The organism is Candidatus Zixiibacteriota bacterium (assembly GCA_034003725.1).
GTDB lineage: Bacteria > Zixibacteria > MSB-5A5 > GN15 > FEB-12 > WJMS01.
In genome coordinates, this window is record JAVEYB010000002.1 from 180,124 (window position 1) to 202,873 (window position 22,750).

Consider the following 22,750-nt stretch of genomic DNA (forward strand, 5'->3'; position numbering starts at 1 on the left):
TGCTCTTCGATCTGTGGATACACGAGAGCCGCCAATCGCTAAGGTAGTATTGTGTATCGATTTGTCCTTTTAATATAATGTACGGAGACTGTTTCCCAATAAAAAAAGAGGGTGGAGCGGGAAAAAACAGGACCAAATGGTGTGTGATACCTGATGTTTGTTTTGGTGAAACGGCGGGTGGAGGGAGGCTATGCTGAGGAATCGCCGAAGGCGGAGGCGGGGGAGACGCGGAAGTGACCGATGTAAAGCTTCGCGGATTTCGTCTAACTGTCCGATTGGTTGCGAGTTATAAAAGAGGCCGCCCCTCAGGGCGGCCTCTCTGGCGCTGTCGAGCACGAGGCTCAACAACCGGTTACAAGCAGTGTGCCGGTGGAACTCCACCGAGGAAAAGATAATTGACGAGTGCGATGAGATCCGACAGATCGACTGCTCCGGCGAGATCGCCGTTGATGTTCGCTTCCTCCGGACACCACGGAGCCGGCCCGCCGAGGAACAGGTAGTTGACGAGGTAAATCAGGTCGGAGAGATCAATCGCCGCTCCTGAGTCGTTGATGTTGCCCGTTTCGTCGCGGCAGCAGGTGACCGGGGGATTGACGCAGGTGCATTGGACCGGCGCGCTGCCGGTACCGTTGATGTATGAATCGAGGAACGCGATGTCGGTGTAATCGATATCGCAGTCGCCATCGGGATCGGCGTTCGCCGGGACGGTTGGCGCGGGACCGCCTGAGTCGATAAACGACGCAAGATAGTCGATGTCGTCGCTGTCGATGACGCCGTTGTTGTCGACGTCGCCGGGGTATTGACCGGCGCAGGTGTCGAGCGGGCAGATGATGACGGCGTAATCGATGAGAGTGCGGATTTCACCTCCCGCATAGGGAATGGGTGGACCGCTCCATTCTGCCGGATTGAGCTGGAAGAAGTTGACGACGTCCGTCCAGAGGTCCGGATAGTCGATGAGTTCGACGATCGGGGGATACTGCGGACAGACCTGCTGAACGGCGAGGTTGTAGGCATCGTGCTGGATCTGACCGTGCGGACCGGAGATGAGGGCGGCGTCGTTGTGCACGGCCGAGCCGTGCGCGGAGCCGGCGGGCGGTTCCCCTTCGTTGGCGTCGAAGTACGGATCGGAGATGCAGATGCGGAACTCTTCGGGGCAGACGCCGGCGACGGTGACATAATGGCCACCGTGTCGTACGCAGCCCGAACCGGTCGGCTCGAACTCGTAGAAACCGAGCAGGAGGATAACATCCTGTGACCGCATCACTTCGTCGCGGATCAGTTCAAACGGAGGCGCGGGGACAAGGACGCTGGTGTAGTCCCCCGCGAGGCCGACGCTGGACAGCCATGCCTGCAGGCCGGTGAAGAGATCGAGGATGAAGGTTCCAATCCCTCCCGGCGGGCAGTTGGTATAGCGGGCCAGCGAATCAACGAAGGGAATGACATTCGACGGATCGTGGTCGTCCCACGGCCCGTACGGAGTGACGAGCGGGTAGTTGTCGTTGATGGTCGGCGGCACAACCGGGGTGGGTTCGAATTTCGAATCGAACCACCAGAAGCAGTTGGCAAGCGCCACCGGACCGCAGAAGGACCATCCGCCGAGCGGACCGCCGGTCCAGGCGTTCTGTTTCTGATCGAAGTCCGGCATCCCGAACGGGGCATAATCCTCGTACGGAGCCTTGTAGTATTCGCACGTGTCCTGTTGAGGCTCTGTCGGACAGATTACGAACGCCTGACTGATGATCGTAATCACGGGTCCACCGTCGTAGGGAGCCCAGTCCTCCCACGCGTTCATGCCCAGGAAGTTGGTAACGAGCTCCGGTGGAGTCGGATAGTTCACTACTTCGACAGGCACGAGGAATCCGGGAAGCATCATCGACGTGAGCATGTAGGGATCGTGCTGGATCTGACCGTGCGGGCCGCTGATGTTGTTGGCGTCATTGTGGACGCCGCCGCCGTGAGCCGATCCTACGGGCGGCTCACCCTCGAGAGCGTCGAGGAACGGGTCGGAGATACAGATCTGGGTCTTCGTCGTACAGACGCCGGCCACGGTGACCCAGTGCCAGCCGATCGGCATGGGTATGGCGGCGGTTTCCTCATAAAACGCCAGCAGGAGGATTACGTCCTGACAGTCGAGGACCTGATCGCGGATGAACTCATAGGTCGGCAGCGGCACCAGGGTATCCTTGAAGTAAGGATCGAGACCGCGCTCAACGAAGATCTGCCTGACGGCGTCGACGAGGTAGTTCGGCGGGGTGCCGGACCCGTGGACATTCGTGCCCATACGCATGGCCAGATCGTTAATGAATGGAATGACGTTGGTGGTATCGTGATCGTCAAACGGGCCAAAGGCCTGCACCAGCGGGTAGTTGTCATTCGGGGGCGGGTTGCCCGGGCCGGGGAAGAACGGCCGAGGATCGATCGGGGAAGGTTCGAACCTGGAATCAAACCACCAGAGGCAGTTCGCCACGGCGGCGGGTCCGTCGTGCGACCACACGCCGAACTCGTCCTGCCACATGGCCTGTTTCTGGTCGAAGTCGGGCATTCCCTGCGGTGCGTAGTCGAGATACGGCGGTTTGTAGTACTCACACGGTTCTTCGGGCGCCTGCGGTTCGCCCGGACAGATCATGACCGCGTATTCAACTTCGGCGTGGTACGGGTACATGGTCGGGTCGGGATTGGCGAGGGTGACGCTCTGGAACTCGGCCGGGCAATTGGCGCCGGTCGGTGAGAAGCCGCGTGGGAATCCGGGCAGCCACCAGGTGCCGCCGGGCGACGGTGAATCGAGCATGACCGGGTACGCATCATGCGACACCGGGTAGTCGTAGCTTCCGGGTGTGACCGGGTACCAGTGAGTGGGATCGCGAGGGTCGTGCACGATACCGGCGTGCGAGGGCGGACGGACCCGTCCCGCGCCGCCGGCTTCGGCGTTATCGGTTTCGGGATCGGATACGGCGACCATCATTGTGGTCATATCGACACCGGCCATGGTGACATACCGGCCGCCGTCGCGCCACCACTGCTCACCGTCGAACCACCAGTTTCCGATCAGCAGGATGATGTCCTGACAGACCATGAGCGATTCGGCCATCACGAAGAAGTCCGGCATCCGGTACGTGGTTTCGTAGAATTGCCACTTGGGGTCCGGATCCCAGAAGAACCGGGTGAGGCCGTCTTCCATGACGTGGACATCGGTGCCGCCCCAGGGGTCAAAGACGGTGTCCGAATGGAAATAGGTGAACAGCTCGTCCTTGAGCTCGATCGCGTTGACAAAGGGGTAGTAGCCCATCGCTCCGTACCACCAGAGGCAGTTCGTGACGGCGGTGGGTCCGCTGTGGCAGGGGAGCTGACTCGGGAAGTCCGGCATGCCGGTCAGCGCGTAAGTGGTGTCGGGTTTCCAATACCAGGTGTCCGGTGTCTCCCTCGGGCAGATGATTTCGGCGTACTCAATGACGGCGAAGATCGGCCCCGGAATACCGGGCGGGCAGGTGGTTCCTCCATTCTGATCGACGAACTCGTAGGCGAAGGGATCGGCCGGGTAGTCGGGGAGGAAAAGGCATCCTGCAACCGTCTCGCAGAGGGTCGGGTCCATGACGGCTATGGAGTATATGTCATGCGAGACGACCGCGGCGTCGTTGTGCGAGGGTGGCGGCGGACTGGCGAGGTCGAGGTACGGATCGGAGACGGCGATGAGCGCTTCGACGGAGTCAACGCCGGCAACGGTCACGTAATGGCCGCCCAGCCGGCAGCATTCCTGGGGGTTGCCGCCGGGCGCCAGATAGAAGCCAATGAGGAGAATGACATCCTGGCTGCGCCGCACTTCGCCGGCAAGGAAGTCCCAGGTGAAGGCGCCGCACGAATAGAGATTGACGTCGTAGTCGTCAAGGAGTCCTCTGGATGCCAGCCAGTCACGGACGCCGGCGTCAAAATCGACGATATTCGTTCCGGGTGCGAGAAGATTGGTATTCAGCGTGGTCGCCATAGCGGCCACGAGCGGTTGAACGTTTAATGGATCATGGTCATCCCACTGGGCGTAAGGGGTTACGAGTGGGTAGTTATCGCTGATTCCGGGCGGCACGACCGGAAGTGGTTCGAACTTTGAATCGAACCACCAGAGGCAGTTGGCCAGAGCGACGGGACCGCAATAGCCGGCGTCGACGCTGCCGTCCGGCGGTTGCGAGAAGTCCTGTACCTGGCTGAAGTCGGGTGTGCCCGAGGGACAGTAGTCCGGATACCCGGCTTTGAAGTAGAATTCCTTTTCGCCTCGGTCTGGCTGAGCGGAAGGGGGAGTCCCGGATGAAGTCGGCGGTGTCGGTTGCGATTGCTCGGGGATCACCGGCAATCCGATCAGGAGAACGATGGCCATGAAAAGAAAAGCGGAATGATACCACTTCAACATGGCGTCTCCTTGTGTGATAGAACGTTGTTCGGACGTGTACGATTCGGCGCATGCCCCAGGAGACGCATTCGGCTCCCGCAGCCGAGCCCCGGCATCCCCGATGCGTGTGCCAAATAGTGTGAAAGTTGAGTGAATAGTCTATTATGAATATAGACGCGCCGCCAGCGAGTGTCAAGACGTGTTTGATGATGAGCCCGGAATGGGGCGCGACTTCCGTGTGAGTCATATGAAAATGAAAGAAGAAGGCCATCTCCGGGAGGAGATGGCCTTCGAAGAGAAATCGATGTTCAATCGCGAGTTACTGACACGGTTGTGGCAGCGGACCCGAATTAAACAGGAAGTTCACGAGGTAGATGAGATCCGAGAGGTCGGTCTGTCCATCGAGGTCGCCGTCAACATTGGCTTCCGCGGGGCAGGGAATCGGGGCTCCGCTGGAGAACAGGTAGTTGACGAAGTAGATGAGATCGGACAGGTCGACTTCATCCTGGGCGTCATTGTTGACATTACCTGTCAAGCCGACGCAACAGGCGACGGTTAAGGTTACCGGAATCACACCGGTCGGATGGCCGCCATCGTTTGAAGTGTAGGTTAGGCTGCCGGTGTGTACGCCCTGAGACATGCCACCGCAGTTGACCTGAACCGGGAACTCAACGCTGTCGCCGGCAGCAATGACCAGCTGGTCGCCGGAGCAGGAGAGCCAGGTATAGGCCGAGGCGAAGGTGATGCGGAGAGCGCCGTCACCGGCGTTTCTCACGGTGATGTACTCGGTCGTCGCCGACCCGGGCTGCAGCATGACATGAAGTTCATCGTCGGGGATGTCGCACACCGGGGTGGCCGCAGTTCCGTAGCCTTTCAACTCGATGTCGTCAATGTTCCAGCCGCAATAGGTTAGGGACACGTCGGTTGTGCCCATACCGAAGCGGATCTGGAAATCGGGGTTGTGGTCGGCGTAGGCCCCTACGTCATAATTCTCTTCTGTCCAGTTGCCATCGGTGAACGAATTGTCCGGGTTTGCATAGAGCTGCACCCAGTCGGTGCCGTCAAACACGGACAGGTATACGTGGTCGTACTGGCTCCGTTCGACACCGAGCCAGCGATAGAACTTGAACAGCACGCCGCTCATATTGCTGCAGTCGATAACCGGTGAGGTGACCCACTGCGTTGGCGAGATGTAGTTCTCATACTGGCCGTCGCCATTGAGATCGTTTCCGAGGACGGCATTATCGGAGGTTCCGGAATAGTCACTGGCCGGATCGCCGCCGATTCCGCCCACCGGACCCATCTGCCACTCGGCGGAGCCGCCAAGGCCGGTCCAGCCCTGATCGTACGAGAAATCATCGAAGAAGAAGACGACCCGGTCACCGACGGTGATGTCGAATGACAGAGCTTTCGTGAAGCCGTTGTCGGCGCTGATGTCGAGCGACACGGTAACGCCATAACCCATCGGGCACCCGGCGTCGACAGACACTTCGAACGGGTCGCCGGAGTTGATCGCCATGCCGTTCACAGAGTCCACCAGTCCGTAGTAGCCGTAGTTGTCGCTGATGCTGACAAAGGGGTCGGCGACGAACAGCATGCCGGAGGTATTGATGGCCTGGCCGGTACCGCTGTTTTCGATAGTAACGGTAATGGAAGCCGTCTCTCCGGGGTCGATGATGCCATTGTCGTTACCCGCGTCGTCGATGGCAACCGAGACAATACCGATTTCGGGCGCGTGGACGGGGACACGGAACGAGCCGGTCCATGTGTCACGGGCGGTCCCGGTCACCTCGATATCGAAGGCGATCTGGTATTTATCCGGGCAGGTTGACGACACCGTGAATGCGAAGCCGTCGGCGACGTAGGCCGTGCCATTATCGCCGATGATCGTGCCGTACGACTCGGCATTATCGGTGATGGTGACGTACGGGTCGGTGGTGCTGATGGTCGCGTTGACGTCGTAGGCGTCATCGGGACCAACGTTAATCAGCTGAACACCCATGAGGATCGCTTCGCCGGCGTCCACGAGTCCGTTGTCGTTGCCGGAGGCATCATTGACGGACGCGTCGTCGAAAATGACATACGGGCCGGAGGGGGTAATCACCTGAATGGCGCCGAAGTACGGCTCGCGATTCTGGGCGGTTACGACCACGTTGGCGACGCCCGGGGCGGCGAATCCGGCGAGGTCAATGGTAGTCGTTCCCGACGTGCCGATGTATCCGGAACCCTGCAGTTCGCCGTTGAAGGTGATGCCGACGTATGATCCGGGATCAGCTGAAATGGTGAGGCTGGTCGTGGCGAGCACCACGGCAGCATCGTGGGTCACGTTGTTGACGGCCGGGATGCCGAGGTAGGTCATCACGGAGGGATCACCCATGAGGTGATAGATTTCCCAGTAATAGTCTTCCCGGCTGGAACCCGACTCGCTGACGGCCATGTTGCCGGCAAAAACGATGGCATCATTGGTGACGTAGTGGAAGTTGACGGGTTCGCCGTGGTCGTGGAAGAGACCGTCGTAGGCGCCCAGCGTGGTCTGCTCATAGGTTGGGCCGGCGGCCACAACCGGGCCGTAGCCGACGCCCCAGTAGTAATCTTCGTACCAGTACGTGGAATTGGAGCCGCCGATGTAGCCGATACCGCCGCGTTCGGAGATCTGCAGGAACGCCTCACCGAAGCACGGGGTGGAGTAATCGGTTCCAAACGTGTTCGACTCACAGCAGTTACCGATGCCGAGCAGGTACTGATGCCAGTTGGTCAGGCCGGGGATATCGGATGTGTTGAACGGCGGGTCGGCATGCCCTGAGTGCGAGCAGTGGGCGGTGTAGTTGTACAGCCCTGCGCCGTCGTTAATGGACTGAATAATTGCGGCGGCCGCGCCGGACTGGTCCGACGCCGGATACAGCCAGACGTGCGGCGTGATGCCGTGCAGCGCGTTGAAATACAGGGTCGTGCCGTAGTTGAGCTGGCCGTTGCCGTGCGTGGCGGCGTAGGTGCCGTCAACACCGGAGACGAGGGTGACGAATTCGAGATAGGACGGATCGGGCATCTCGTAGCGTTCGTACTCCAGCGTCTTATCGATCTGGGGCTGCAGTTGGGTGGTGTTCTGCGCCGAGAAGCGGCCGTAGTAGATCTCGGGGAAGATGTCGCCGGTGAACTCGCAGAACCGGAGGTCGGTGACGTGTGACCCGGTCGAACCGGAGAACGGCGGAATCTGCTGGGCGTCGCCGACGAACAGAACAAACGACGGCGCCGGGTCAGCCGGCGTCCCGGCATTGTACAGCCCCTGGATATATGACTTTATGGCCGTACTGGAGGTTCCGATGACGTCGGTATAGGCGGTGATGACCTCAAAGCCCTTTTCCGTTTTCCATTCGATAAACGGCTGAAGCTGCGCTTCAAACATCCGATCCGAGACGATCAGGTACTTCACCGGATATTCGACAAGGTCGTCCTTGTACGTGGAGGCCTGCTCGGTGTAATTCATGACGCGATAAAGGGCCGGTTCAAAGTAGGGCGAATATCCTTTGCGAAAGTTGGCTTCCGTTTCCGCCCAGTCGGGGTTATTGAACGCAACCCGGACGGTGACCTTGTTGTACACGCGGATGCGGGCGTTGACAGGGTCGTATTCGATCGGGGCGACGGAGACGAGGGCGAGGCGGACGGACCGCATGACGCCCTTGATTTCAGTGTTGACCAGCGGGAGGGAGTAGTATCCGGGCTGCTGGTACATGGCCGTATTGATTTCGAACGGTATCGACATCGGATCCTCCGACTTCGACACCGACGGCTGGACCGGCATGAGCGGATAGGTCAATCCGAGATCGGTGAGCGAGTATTCCTCGAAATCACTGGCGATGACTTCTGCGGACAACTCGCAGCCGAACGGGATAGAGATCAGTCGATTGGCCGTCGGCAGGGAGGGCTCGCCGATGCGCTGTGACCGGGCGAGTCCGGCACCCGAGAGAAGCGTGTAAACGCCCTGCTGGGTGACGACTTCTTCGAACATGAGTGAGCCGACGTCAACTCTGACAGTGAGGCCGGAATTGTCTTGCGAGAGGAGGGTCATGGCGTTCTCGGCATCGCTGACTTGCAGTGTAGTGGTGGCGTGTCCGACACCGACCCAGAGCAGGCAGGCAACAAGAAGCAGACCCAGACCAATAGCCCTTTTTGCCACAATGACCTCCGATTTCCTTAAGTCGCTAAGGGTTACAATCATGTGTTATCTTTCCGGGGAGTAAGAGATGTTCTGCAGCGTGACCTGCTATGAGAGCGGTTGTCTTGCGGCGTGGCACCTGCTATCTCCCGCGATCAGCCTGAAGACGAATGTGGTAATGTCGAATAACTTCCGACGCTTCAAAAATATACAGAATATGGAGTACTTTGTCAATCCCCCGCCGTCAACTAAAATCGAGTAATCGACCCGTGATTCTTCGTCGGGGTCTTATCAATACCATGTCGCAAATCTGAAGAAGAGCCAGCGCCGGAGGCTCGTACTCCCGCCGGGCATCTAATGCGCTGAGATTCAATACAATAGAGGCTTAAGGGGGAGCGCGTAGATGTCGATGAAATAAGGGAGGCAATCCCCTGGTGAAACAGGGGGAAGACGACCTCTGCCGGGCAGGGCTGGTGAGTGCTGGCTGCTTGGTCATGTGGTCGGGGACTGCTCAGTGGAATGAATGTGATACGCGACGGGTCGGATGCAAGATTCGAACAATACAACGAGTCCTGAGCGTCAGATGATCGAGCTACTGCCGGTGGCCGTGCTGGAACTGGACCTTTCGGGTTTGCGGCCGGTATTGCTCCGGTGGTCGAATGAAAACAGGTCATCGGATGGGCGACCGGCCGCCGACGCTTACGAGGCGGGTGCCGGGACGATTCGTATCGTTTCTGTCAACGCCGCGGCCCGTGAGATACTGGTTCCTTCGGGTGGAGCAGGGACGGAAATAGCGTCGACCTGGGTTGCTGATGCCGTGGTTGATGCGGCGGGTGTGCTGTTGTCCGGGGGGCGCGGCTTTATACCGACTCGTATCGCGGCAGGCGAGGGGAACTGGATTGCAGTGCAGGCCCAATTGCTTTTGCCTTCGGGAGCGGAAGGCGCGTGGACGCCAAGTTACCTTGTGTTGCGATCTTCGTCGGAGCATTCATCCCGGGTCGACAGGAGCGCCACCGAGGCGCACCGGATGCGGTCGATGCTTGACGCGGCACCGGTAGGATACCAGTCGCTGGATTCGGACGGTCGCATACTTGAAGTCAACGCCGCGTGGCTCGAGACTCTGGGTTTCCGTCGCGAGGAAGTCATCGGGCGGTCGCTGGCAGACTTCATGACGGAGCCTCATCGGGCCCGGTTCCACGAGTCGTTTTCGCGATTCAAGAAGGCGGGATTCGCCACCGGAGTCGAATACGATCTGGTACGAAGCGACGGGTTGGTGCTCTCCCTGCTGTTCAACGGACGGATCCTCTACAACGAGGACGGTTCGGTCGACCGGACGATCTGCATCATGCACGACATCACGGAGCGTCGCCAGATGGAGGACGAGCTGCGGGAGAGCGAACTGCGCTTCCAGCAGTTAGCTTCGACGATCAACGAGCTGTTCTGGCTGCGCACCGAGCGTGAGATGTTGTATGTCAGTCCGGCGTACGAGCGCATTTTCGGGCGAACCTGCCTGTCGTTGTATGAAGATCATTTGTCGTTTCTGGAGGGCATACACCCGGCCGACCGCGACCTGCTTCGCATGGCCCACGAGCGGGAATGGGAACGGGGCGTGCCGGTCGATACGGAGGTTCGGGTCGTTCGCAGTGACGGAACGACGCGCTGGATATGGATACGTACGTTTCACGTGCACGGCAAAGACGGCGAGGTTGTTCGGAGCGCCGGAATCGCCGAGGATATCACGGACCGGAAGTACGCGGAGGAGGCGCTGCACGAAAGTATTGCGCGGTTCCGGAACATTGTGGAGGCTGCCGAGGCCGGGTATTTCTTTGTCGACCTGGAAGGGCGTTACGGCTATGTGAACCTTGCGTGGCTGCGGATGCACAAGTACTTGTCGCCGGGCGAGGTGATCGGACGTCCGTTCGAGATCACGACGCCGGCGATCGACAGTCATCTTGCCCCGGTGGATATCGAATCGATGTTGTCCTCGGAGAACGGCTTTCAGTGCGAGTGTGCGCGGTTGTGCAAGGACGGATCGATCGGCTATCATTTGTTTTCCGGCAATCCGGTAGTCGCGAACGGACGACAGATCGGCATTGAAGGGTTTCTCATCGACATCACCGACCGGAAGATTGCGGAGCAGGCGCTTCGGGAGTCCGAAGAGAGATTTCGGGCGGCGTTTCAAACCAGCCCGGACGCGATCGCGATCAACCGCGAGTCCGACGGCATGTACGTGGACATCAATGAGGGGTTCGAGCGGATCACGGGCTATCGGCGCGAGGATATTGTCGGGGTAACGTCGCTCGATATGGACATCTGGGTGGATCGTGCGGACCGCGTGCGGCTGGTCGATGCGCTGAGCGAGCGCGGGTACATGGACAACCTCGTGGCGCAATTCCGGATGAAGGACGGTCGGATCATCACGGGCAACATGTGCGCCCGAAGCTTCATGATTGCCGGGCTTCGGCACAATTTGACGATAACGCGTGATATCACCAGGGAGACAGCGGCCCAGGCCGTTTTGGCGAAACGCGACCGGGTGTTGTCGGCGGTTGCGACGGTGGCCGACGTGTTGCTGAGGAGCGAGGATATCAAGGGGGCTCTTGACGAGGTATTGCGGGTGATCGGACAGGCGGCGGAGGTGAGCCGCGTCTATGTGTTTCGCAACGACCGTGACACGCGGTACGACCTAACCTGTTCGCAGATTGCAGAGTGGGCGGACGAGGGGATCGAGCCGCAGATCAACAATCCTGAGATGCAGCGGCTGTCGTACACAGAGACGGGAATCGACTACTGGATTGCGACGCTCGGCAATAACGATGCGATATTCGGCGAGACCGATTCATTCGACGACCCCATCCGGTCCGTGTTCGTCGACCAGGATATCCAGTCGGTCGCGATCGTTCCGATCTTTGCGGCGAATCGATGGTGGGGGTTCATGGGGTTCGATGACTGCCGCCAGCGGAGACAGTGGAGCCGGACGGAACTGGATGCGCTCAGGTCTGCGGCGGGCATAATCGGCGCGCGAATCGAGCGGCACCGGGCCGAACAGGAGCTTCGGGAGAGCGAAACGAAGTTCCGGGAGATCGCCGAGATGCTGCCCGAGGCGGTTTTCGAGAGCGATGCAGAGGGGCGTATCACCTATGCGAATCAGAAGGCGACCCAGTATTTCGGTTTCGAAACCAGGGATTACAGCCGGGGCCTGAGCATACTGGATGTGATTGTGCCGGAGGAACGGGAACGCGCGTTGGCCAGCCATCAGCAACTGTTGCGGACGGGAGAGCATGGCGTAGTCGAATACACGGGGGTGCGAAAGGACGGCGTCAAATTTCCCATCAGTGTCCGCTCCAGCCGGATAGTTCGCAACGGCGTGCCGGTCGGCACGCGCGGAGTCGTGATCGATATCTCGATGGAGAAGGCCTACGAGCGGGAGCAACTTCGGTCTCAGAAGCTCGAGTCGCTGGGCATTCTGGCGGGAGGGCTTGCGCATGACTTCAATAACCTTCTGACGGGTATTCTGGGCAATATCTCGATCGCCCGTCTTTCGGAAAAACTGGACACGGAAACGGACCAGGGACTTGAGGTCGCGGAGCGGGCGGCGATGCGGGCCCGGGATTTGACACAGCAACTGCTCACGTTTTCCAAAGGCGGAGAACCGGTGAAGAAAGTGATCTCGGTGGAACCCGTACTCCGGGAATCGGTGACGTTCGCGTTGCGGGGATCTAATGTCCGGGCGGAGATTTCGATTGCCGAGGATTTGAAGTGCATCGACGCGGACGCCGGCCAGATAAGCCAGGTGATACACAACCTTACGATCAACGCCGTGCAGGCCATGCCGGAGGGGGGGACGATTACGGTCCGTGCGTGCAACCGCCTGATAAAGCCGCACAGCCATCCTGCGCTCGGCGACGGAGCCTATGTGGAGATTTCTGTTGCGGACGAGGGGTTGGGAATCCCGGAGCGTCTACTTGCACGGATATTCGACCCATACTTCACGACAAAACAAACCGGCAGCGGACTGGGACTGGCGTCATCGTATTCGATCGTTAAGAAGCACGGGGGGCATATCGACGTGTCTTCGATTCAGGGAACGGGCACGACGTTCACGGTTTACCTGCCCGCCTGCGGCGTGAACGCAACACCGGACCCGCAGGGTGAGGAGTTACCGGCGGTCGGGTCGGGGCGGATCCTACTGATGGATGACGAGGGGTACATTCGTGATCTTGCGACCAGGGTTTTGTCCAAAGCCGGATTCGAGATAGACTGCGCAGCGCACGGGCGGGAAGCTATAGAACTATTCGAGGCGGCGCGCAGCTCGGGAGTACCCTACGATGTCGTGATTCTGGACCTGACGGTTCCCGGCGGAATGGGCGGGCGCGAGACACTTGAGCACCTGCAGACGATTGACCCGGGTGTTCGCGCTATCGTGTGCAGCGGATATTCCAACGATCCCATACTGTCCCGATACGGGGAGGTCGGTTTTGCGGCCATGGTGACCAAGCCGTACCGGCCCGGGGAGCTGGTTCAGGCCGTGACGGTGGTACTCGGGTCCGAACGTGTCCGGTCCCGCGCGAATTAACTGCCCTCGTATATCGCGTTATCAATCTTCCATTGCCGAAATTCGGTAATCGCGTATCTTATCCATAATGGAGTAGACATCGCCGGGCGTCGGGCGACTTGCCGATTCTCCAGTCACTATCAGCCGGGAGTTCTGTATGCGCAAGAGTCCGTTGGTCCTGGGGCTTGTACTGCTTGTTTGTCTGCTGGCATCGCCGAAGGCGGTTCAGGCGGACTCTACCGAAACGTTACTGCCGATCGGGTTGACGGAGGAGGAAAAGGGGCGTCTGCACGAAATCGGCAAGAATCATACGGTGACGAAGGCGCCGACCGGCGTGCTGCGGAATCCGGCGGAGTGGGAACCCTCGGAGGGGGTGATTATTCGCTGGCCTCTCGGGATATCGGTTGCGCTGGTTCGCGAGATGTCGGAGGACCTGATGGTTACGACTATCGTCGCCAACTCGAGCGAGCAGGCCTCGGCAACGAGCGCATACCAGAGCGGGGGGGTGGTGATGGCCAACACGCAGTTCCTGATTGCATCGACAAATTCGATATGGACCCGCGACTATGGACCATGGTTCATATTCTCGGATGAAGCGCTGGGTATCGTGGACCACATCTACAACCGACCGCGTCCGCTTGACGACCTGATTCCCGGCATACTCGGCAGTCAGTGGGGTATTCCGGTGTACGGGATGGACCTGATTCACACGGGCGGCAACCACATGTCCGACGGACTGGGCCGTTCGATGTCGACGCGGCTGGTCTACAACGAGAATTCCGGCAAGACGCCCGCGCAGGTTGATTCGATCATGCTCGCGTACCTGGGCAACGACTATACGGTGCTGGACTATATTGAGAGCGGCGGCATTCACCATATCGATTGCTGGGCGAAGTTTCTGAGTCCGACCACCATAATGGTGAAGGATGTTCCGGTGGGCGATTACAGCTATGAGTTGCTGAATGACCGTGCCGAGTACCTCTCCCAGCAGGTATCCGCATGGGGGCAGCCGTACACGATCGTACGGGTGTATTGTCCGTACGGCACCGCTTATACCAATTCGATTATTCTGAACGACAAAGTGCTGGTGCCGATATTCGGTTCCGGATACGACAATATCGCGTTACAGACGTACCGCGACGCGATGCCCGGATATGAGGTGATCGGTTTTACGGGATCCTGGTACGATGACGACGCCGTTCACTGCCGGACGATGGGGGTCCCGGATCGATACATGCTGCGCGTACACCACGTGCCGCTGGTTCGTGTCGCGGACTCGCTTGCCGGGTATGAGATCAGCGCGCTGATTCATGCGTGTTCCGGAGCGGCGCTGATTGGCGACTCGCTGAAGGTAGTGTATCGGGTCGGAGAAGGGGAGTGGGAAAGCGCGTTGCTCAGCGCCGGGACGGAGACGGACTGGTTTGACGGGACTCTTCCACCGCAGGCTTCAGGGGCGGAGGTCTCTTACTACGTTCAGGCGGCCGACCTGTCCGGCCGGATGGAGACCCACCCATATATCGGAGCGCCGGGGGCGCACCGCTTTTCCGTCAATATCACACCGACGATAGTGGCGGATTCGAGCATTCTGTGTACCGGCGGAACCACTATTGCGTTCTGTCCGGATATTGTCGACGGTGAAGATTCCTCTCATACGATCACGTATGCGAACTACCCAGCGTGGTTGTCGCCGTCGGGAGACAGCCTTACAGGCACGGTGCCGATGGGGATGACATCGACGGGTTCGTTTGATGTAGTTGTCAGTGATGCATACAACAGCGCAGCTCAGACAGTGGCGCTGGATGTGATCCTCTGCGGAGATGTGAACGACGATGCCATCGGTCCTGATCTTTCCGATTTGATATACCTGGTCAACTATCTGTTCCTGTCGGGTCCGGCGCCGAATTCGGCGACGGCGTCGAACGTGGACGGGGTCGGGGGAGTGGACTTGTCGGATCTTATCTACCTGGTCAACCTGCTGTTCATGGGCGGACCGCCGGCAACCTGCGGGCTCTGATCAGCGGCCGTCGCCCTGTCGGTAGTGCGTCCACGCGAGGCAGGCTTTTCGCTTGTCCGGTCATTCCGTGCGACATACCATATACAACCGTGACGAGAAATTATCGTACATGTATGTATAGTGACAAGTCGAGAGGAGGCAGGGAATGAGCGGATGGAGTGCGTGCCTGGCGAAACCGGGCATTACCACGATTCTTGTTTTGATCATCGTGAGTGGCGGCATCGCTCAGACGGATTCGGTGACGCCGGGGTACCGGATGCCGCCTGAGGAGATAGCGGCGTTAATCGACGCGCCGTGGACGCCGTCGGTGTACATCAGCCCCGACCGTGAGTGGATGCTGTTGGCGTCGTGGCCGGGTCTGCCGCCTCTGGAAGAGGTGGCCCAGCCGGAGCTTCGGCTTGCCGGTCTTCGTATCAACCCGCGGACCAACGGACCGAGCCGGGCGTGGTTTGCGTCGGCCCTGTCGTTCAAACGCATGTCCGACGGGGCGGAGTTTCCAGTCACCGGACTTCCGGAATCTCCCCGTATCACGAGCATCACCTGGTCGCCCGACGGGAGCAAGGTGGCATTCGCGTTGACCCTCGAGCGTCATATCGAGTTGTGGGTGGTGGAGGTCGAGGCAGCGGCTGCACGACGGCTGATGGATCGTCCGCTGAACGCGATTGACGGCAGTCCGTTCTCATGGCTGTCGGACAACGAGACGATCATCGCGCGCACGGTCCCGGAGGGTCGTGGTGAGCCACCGGCGGAGCCGCTGGTACCGGCGGGACCGGTAATCCAGGAAAACCTGGGGCGGGTGGCGGCAGCTCGCACGTATCAGGATCTGCTCGAAAACGAATATGATGAGGCGCTCTTTGATTACTATGCGACCTCGCAGATTGTCCGGGTGGGGGCGGATGGAGGGGTAACGGATATCGGCGGGGAGGGTGTCCACGCCGCCGTTCTTCCATCGCCGGACGGCAACTTCCTCCTGGTGGAGACGATGCACCGTCCGTACTCCTACACGGTTCCGGCGGACCAGTTCCCGTTGCGGTCGGTGGTGTGGGATCGAAACGGCAACGAGGTGTACGAGGTGGCGGATCAGCCGCTGGCGGACCAGATACCGCTGGCGTTCGGATCGGTACGGAGCGGTCGGCGGTCGATCGACTGGCGGGCCGACGCGGACGCGACGCTGTATTGGGCCGAAGCGCTCGATGGCGGCGACGCGGGTGTCGAAGCAGATGCACGGGATCGGATATTCATGCTGTCGGCCCCGTTCACGGGCGACCCTGTGGTACTGTTCACGGTACCGGATGTTCGCTATTCGAGTATCACGTGGGGCAATGACGAGCTGGCGATCGTATCGGGCTGGTGGTGGTCCAACCGCAAGATAAAGACATGGCGTATACTTCCGGGGGATCCAGCCGCCGAGGCGGTGTTGCTTCAGGATCGTTCGTGGGAAGATCGCTACAATGACCCCGGCAGTCCGCTGACGACGCGCACCCGGTACGGGACGTACGTGCTGATGACCGCGAATAACGGGAACACGATTTTTCTGTCGGGCAGCGGCGCGTCGCCCGAAGGGGACCGGCCATTCCTGGACGCGCTCGATCTGACGACGCTCACGACCACGCGGCTGTTCCGGTCGGAGGCGCCGTATTATGAGTCGGTGGTGACGCTTCTGGATGCGGAGAGTCGGTTGCTGTTGACGCGCAGGGAATCCGTAACGGAGCCGCCGAATTATTTCGTCCGCGACCTGGTGAATGACGAGCTGACCCAGAAGACGGATTTCCCGCACCCGACGCCACAGCTTGCCGACGTACGCAAGGAGCAGGTTCGATACCAGCGCGCCGATGGGGTGCACCTGACCGCGACGCTGTATACGCCGCCGGGGTATGACCCGGCGAAGGACGGCGCGCTGCCGATGTTGATGTGGGCCTATCCTCAGGAGTACAAGAGCGCTGATGCGGCGGGGCAGGTAACGGATTCACCGTATCGGTTCATTCGCGTCTCCTGGTCATCGCCGCTTCTCTGGCTGGTCCGGGGCTATGCCGTACTCGACGATCCGGGCATGCCGATTGTCGGCGAGGGGGACGAAGAACCAAATGACAGCTATGTCGAGCAGCTGGTATCGAGCGCGCAGGCGGCGGCAGACGAGATGGTGCGGCGGGGCGTGGCCGATCCGGACCGGATCGCAGTCGGCGGGCATTCGTACGGCGCGTTCATGACGGCGAATCTGCTGGCGCACTCGGACATATTCCGGGCCGGGATCGCCCGCAGCGGCGCATACAACCGCACGCTGACACCGTTTGGTTTCCAGTCGGAAGAACGGACGTACTGGGAAGCGCCGGAGATTTACAATACGATGTCACCGTTCATGCAGGCCGACAAGATCAACGAGCCGATTCTTCTGATTCACGGCGAGGCGGACAACAACTCGGGGACATTCCCGATGCAGAGCGAGCGTTTCTACGGCGCCCTGAAGGGGCTCGGGGCCACGGTTCGGCTGGTTATGCTGCCTCATGAGAGTCACGGATACCGCGCCCGCGAGTCGGTGATGCATGTTTTGTGGGAAACGTCCGAGTGGCTCGATCGGTATGTCAAAAACGCGGAGCCGATGTCAGTCACACGCGAAGTAGACGTGCCGGTTGAGGCCAGGTAGTCTGCGGGCACACATTCCGGCGAATGAAAACTGCGGGGGAAGGGCATCTTCTCCCGCAGTTTCGTTTTCCTTGCGCGTTTGTCGGATATATGGTATCGTGAATCAGACACATGGTATAAAGTCATACCCGTCGAGGATCTCGGGACGGTATACCAGGTGATTCTGGGGCAGATTCAGCACGAATCATCACCTGCATCTCCCGCTATGTCTGCTTCCCGGGAGGCTTCAACGGCAATCAGTCGGCCGTGCGAGTCAGAGATTCGTCGGCCCGCAGGGGTACAGACATTGGCGGTAGAGCACCAGCATTCCGAGCAATCGCGCTCCGGTGAGCTTCCGGCAGTGGGGGAGACGGTATCTCATTACCGGTTGTTGCAGCCGCTGGAAGATGACTACGAGCAGGCGGCGTTCATGGCGGAAGATCTGGAATTGAACCGCCGCGTGTGTCTCAGATTCCTCCCGTCACCACACTGGCAGAATCCCGACCGGGTTGAACAATTTCGACAGGATGTACGAAAGACAGGTTCGGTTCGCAGTCCGCACATTGTGGCGGTCCACGAACTGGCGATCGTTGATTCAAGGCCGTTTGCGGTTTTTGAGTGTGTGTCCGGATTTACGCTTGCCGATTTGGTTGCGGACGCGCGCCGGCATCCAATAGTGGAGTTGGGGGATATCCTGATGCAGGCCGGGCGCGGGCTTCAGACCGCACACGATATCGGCGTAGCCCACCTCCAGTTGCGACCGTCCAATGTGGGGCTGGATCCGCAGCACCGGGCAATCCTGACGGGGTTCGCGTTTGGCGGACCGTTCGACGGGGTGTTTGATGATCGCGGGGGCAGCTCGCGGGCCTACGAATATGCCGCTCCGGAGCAGTTGGAGGGGGGGCGGCAGGACTATCGCAGCGACATTTTCGCGCTCGGCGTCATCATGTACGAGACGCTGACCGGGACACATCCGTTTCGTTCGGAGTCGCGACGCGCCACGGTGCGGGCGATCCTCGAGAACGATCCGGTCCCGGTGACGGACCTTCGTGCGGGACTCCCGGAGCAGGTCGGCGATGTTGTTGCGCGGGCGCTCGAGAAGAGACCCGAGGAGCGGTTCCAGAGGGTGGATCATCTGCTGAACGCGTTTTCTCACGCGCTTGCGGAAGTTCGTCTGGAGGATTCCCGGGAATTTCTGATAAACGTAATCAACGGGCTGGACGACCCGGTGTTCGTGAAGGACGAAAACCACCGCTGGGTGATTCTCAACGACGTCATGTGCGAGCTGATGGGCCGTCCCCGTGAGGAGCTAATCGGGAAAAGCGATTACGAGATCTTTCCGCGCGAGCAGGCGGACGTGTTCTGGGCGTACGACGCGCTGGTGCTTCGCACCGGCAAAACCAGCGTCAACGAGGAAGAAATCACGTTCAAGGGCGTCACGCGCACGATCTCCACCAAGAAGTCCATCCTTCGGGAGCCCGAGTCCGGGCGCCGGTTCATTGTCGGGACGATCAGGGACATCACTGATCAGAAGGAGCTGGCCCGCGAGTTGGAGGAGCGACACCGGAGGTACGAGCTGGCGGCGCGAGGGGGGAACGTCGGTGTATGGGACTGGGATCTTCAGACGGACCACCTGTTTGTCGATCCGCACATCAAGAGCCTGCTGGGGTTCGCGGACGAGGAGATTTCGAACACCCTGGATGCCTGGCTGAACCATGTTCATCCGGATGACCGAAGCTCCCTGGTGACGTCGGTGCGTCGATATCTCAAAGGGGATGCGGACCAGTATGAGGTTGAGCACCGGATGCATCATCGGGACGGCAGTCTTCGTTGGATCCTCATGCGCGGGGCGATCGTACGGGACGAGCACGGCGATGCGGTCCGGATGATCGGAACGCAGAGTGACGTGACTCGTTTCAAGCAGGCGGAGAACGCACTGCGCGAGAGCGAAGAGAAGTACCGGAGCGTGGTCGAGCGGGCGAGCGACGGCATCTGTATCGTGCACGAGAACCGGATAGTCTACGCCAATCGTCGTCTGGCCGATATGGTGGGGCTGGACGAGCGCGAGTTGATTGGCACGCACTATACGGAGTATATCCATTCCAGCGAGATATCAAAGGTTGCGCAGATGTATGCGGCGCGGATGGCGGGCAAGGACGTGCCGCAGCAGTACGAAACGGTCCTGGTGACGGTGGCGGGCGAGAGTCTGCATGTGGAGTTCAACTCGGCGGCGATACCGTACGAAGGGCGGCGCGCCGTGCTGGCGATTATTCGGGACATCACAGAACGTCGCAAAGCCGACGCGGCGTTGAGGGAAAGCGAGCGGACGGCCCGTGCGCTCATTAACGCGCCGACCGACGACGTGGTTGTGCTGCTCACGACCGAGGGGCACATCATCGACTCCAACGAACAACTGGCGCGTCGTTTCGGAATGACGATAAGCGAGATTATGGGCAAGAGTGCATGGGAGTTGTTTCCCTCGGACGTCAGCCGCTTCCGACTGGACCAGCTCCAGAAAGTGGTTGAGTCGCGCAAGCCGGTGCGATTCGAGGACGAGAGTCACGGGCGGTGGTTCGACCATATTCTGTATCCTGTGCTGGACCGCCGGGGCGAGGTAGGCAAGATAGCCGTGATTGCTCGTGACGTTACGGAGAGCCGGCTCGCGCACCGGGCGCTGCGAGAGAGCGAACAGTCCCTCGAGGAGGCGCAGCGTATTGCGCACGTCGGGAGCTGGCGACTACCGGTAGGCGGCGACGCGGCGACCTGTACGGACGAGGTATATCGGATAGTGGGTATCGAACCGGGATCGGTTCCGCCGTCGCTCAGCGCTTTCCTGACGTTCGTGCATCCCGACGATCGGGACCAGGTGGAGTCCGCGATTCGCCAATCGATGCAATCAGGACAGCGGTACGATCTGCGACACCGCGTGGTACGGCCTGACGGTTCTACCCGATTCCTGCATGGGCGGGCGGAGGTGCGGATAGATGATGACGGCCGGCCGGTGGAGCTGATCGGTACGATGCATGACATCACGGATCTTGTCCGAGCTGAACAGGCTCTTCGCATTCGGGAGGCGGAGTATCGGGCAGTGGTAGAGATGCAAACGGAGTTCATCTGCCGTTTGCGACCGGACGGAGTGCTGACATTCGTCAATGACGCATTTTGCCGGCAGTTCAATCGCACGCGCGAAGAGCTTATAGGTACCGACCTGACAGACCTGTTTCCGGCGGAGGAACGCGCCGCCATACGGGACGGGCTGACACGGTGCGGTTCGGAGGCTCACGGTGTTTCACAGGAGCGGCGGATTGTTCTGCCCGGGGGGGAGGTCCGATGGCAGTTGTGGAACGACCGGGCCGTTCTGGACGAGGCCGGGGCCGTGGTCGGATATCAATCGGTGGGGCGTGATGTGACCAAGCGGCGGGAGGCCGAGGATGCGCTGCGCGAGAGCGAAGAGCGGTTCAGGACGCTCACCGAGCTGTCACCGGACGGGATTTTCGTAATTGCCGACAGGCGGATCGTGTTCGCCAACCGGGCTGCTGTGCATTTTGTCGGGGCGGAAGCCGCTGAAGATCTGGCAAACCTGGATCCGCTCGATCTCGTCCACCCGGACTTTCAGGCGGACCTGCTCACGCGTTTTGACGACCTGGTGGCCGATCGCATAACTGCGCATGCGATAGAGGGGACGCTCGTGCGACGGGATGGGCAACAGGTAATGGCCGAAGTAATTGCCGCCCCACTGACCTACAAGGGGCGTCCTGCTGTTCAGATGGTGGTGCGCGATATCACCGAACGAAAGCGTGCTGACGAGGTGTTACGGGAATCGGAGGAGAAATACCGACTGCTGGTCGAAAACCAAACGGACCTGGTGGTGAGGGTCGACACGGAAGGTCGGTTCACGTTTGTGAGTCCGTCCTATTGCCGGACGTTTGGCATGGCCGCCGAGGACCTTGTCGGGACGACATTCTGGCCGCTTGTGCATGCCGATCATCATGAGGCGACTCGAAGGGCCATGGAGGATCTGTACCGGCCACCATACGAATGCTATGTCGAGCAGTTGGCCAGGACGAAGGAGGGCTGGCGCTGGTTCGCGTGGGCAGACAAGGCGATTCTGGACCGCGAGCATCGGGTCACCGCGATCGTGGCTGTGGGGCGCGATATTACCGAACGAAAGGAAGCGGAGGCGTTACTTCGCAAGACGACAGACGAACTCGAAACTGAACGCGCCGCTCTTCTCGAGAAGAACATTACTCTGAAACAGGTACTCGAACATATTGAGATGGAGCGAAAGGATTTTCGGACGCAGACGTTTAAGGCGTTGGAGGATACGATTGAACCGGTTCTTCAGAGGTTGCGCGAGATATCGGATAGCCGGGGAGCAGTGGAGATCGACCGTTTAGAGAGAAATGTTAAGGCCATAATAAATAAGGACATAGACGAGTTTAAGGCACGATTTGCACGTTTGACCGCCCGGGAATCGGAGATATGTGGCATGATTAAGCGGGGATTGTCATCGAAGGAGATTTCAGAGAGTCTGAACCTGTCGTTGTTGACCGTCCACAAGCATCGTGAGCGCATTCGCCGCAAGTTGGAAATCACATCGAAAGATGTCGACCTAAGTACCTTCCTAAAGCTCCACTAGTATACGTATTGATATACGTAATATAGTCGCATTGACTGTGACTCTCAAATCGGTTTGATTGGTATCAAGATGTGGGGGCGAATCGGCACCGCGTACTTCGCTCGACAGCATCGCCCCCGAAAAGCACCTGTCGGGTGCATGCCCCGTATTCCCGGCAGGTACATAAAGGCATGTTCGTATGACAGCATGCCTGTCCGGATCACTGATCCGGATGCCCCCTATGCCCCTACGTCAAGGCAGCCCTGGTGGTGGATGTGCCCCCGATACCGCAGGGCTCCTTGACGAGTTTTTTTTTACCGCTTAAGGCCACCCTCTTCCTCTTGTTGCACTTGACCTCCTAAGCGATTATGCGCCAAACAGCTTGAGTTCGATTTCGGGTTGATTCAGGCGGGATT

The 22,750-nt window shown here is 59.7% G+C and carries 6 protein-coding genes; 4 read left to right on the top strand and 2 right to left on the bottom strand.

Translation table 11 applies throughout. The annotated features are described in order from the left end of the window. Window positions 1–352: 352 nt before the first annotated feature. Together RBT76_03835 and RBT76_03840 are read right to left on the bottom strand one after the other, a co-directional pair. The gene (locus RBT76_03835; protein ID MDX9856900.1) at window positions 353–4,396 is read right to left on the bottom strand and encodes a dockerin type I repeat-containing protein; all 4,044 of its coding nucleotides are present in this window, start codon (window positions 4,394–4,396) and stop codon (window positions 353–355) included. A 298-nt stretch (window positions 4,397–4,694) separates the two neighbouring features. Continuing rightward, window positions 4,695–8,549, bottom strand: coding sequence for a C25 family cysteine peptidase (locus tag RBT76_03840; GenBank protein ID MDX9856901.1), 3,855 nt, complete (start codon window positions 8,547–8,549; stop codon window positions 4,695–4,697). 562 nt (window positions 8,550–9,111) lie between these two features. On the opposite strand from RBT76_03840, the gene RBT76_03845 reads away from it, so the two are divergent. The 4 genes from RBT76_03845 (at window position 9,112) to RBT76_03860 (ending at window position 22,355) form a co-directional block, all read left to right on the top strand. Continuing rightward, the gene (locus RBT76_03845; GenBank protein ID MDX9856902.1) at window positions 9,112–13,104 is read left to right on the top strand and encodes a PAS domain S-box protein; all 3,993 of its coding nucleotides are present in this window, start codon (window positions 9,112–9,114) and stop codon (window positions 13,102–13,104) included. Between the two features lie 136 nt (window positions 13,105–13,240). After that, window positions 13,241–15,097 (top strand): agmatine deiminase family protein, encoded by a 1,857-nt coding sequence (locus RBT76_03850; protein MDX9856903.1) that lies wholly within the window; start codon window positions 13,241–13,243, stop codon window positions 15,095–15,097. Between the two features lie 145 nt (window positions 15,098–15,242). Continuing rightward, window positions 15,243–17,738 (top strand): prolyl oligopeptidase family serine peptidase, encoded by a 2,496-nt coding sequence (locus RBT76_03855; GenBank protein ID MDX9856904.1) that lies wholly within the window; start codon window positions 15,243–15,245, stop codon window positions 17,736–17,738. A gap of 285 nt (window positions 17,739–18,023) precedes the next feature. Continuing rightward, the gene (locus RBT76_03860) at window positions 18,024–22,355 is read left to right on the top strand and encodes a PAS domain S-box protein (protein MDX9856905.1); all 4,332 of its coding nucleotides are present in this window, start codon (window positions 18,024–18,026) and stop codon (window positions 22,353–22,355) included. Window positions 22,356–22,750 lie beyond the last annotated feature (395 nt).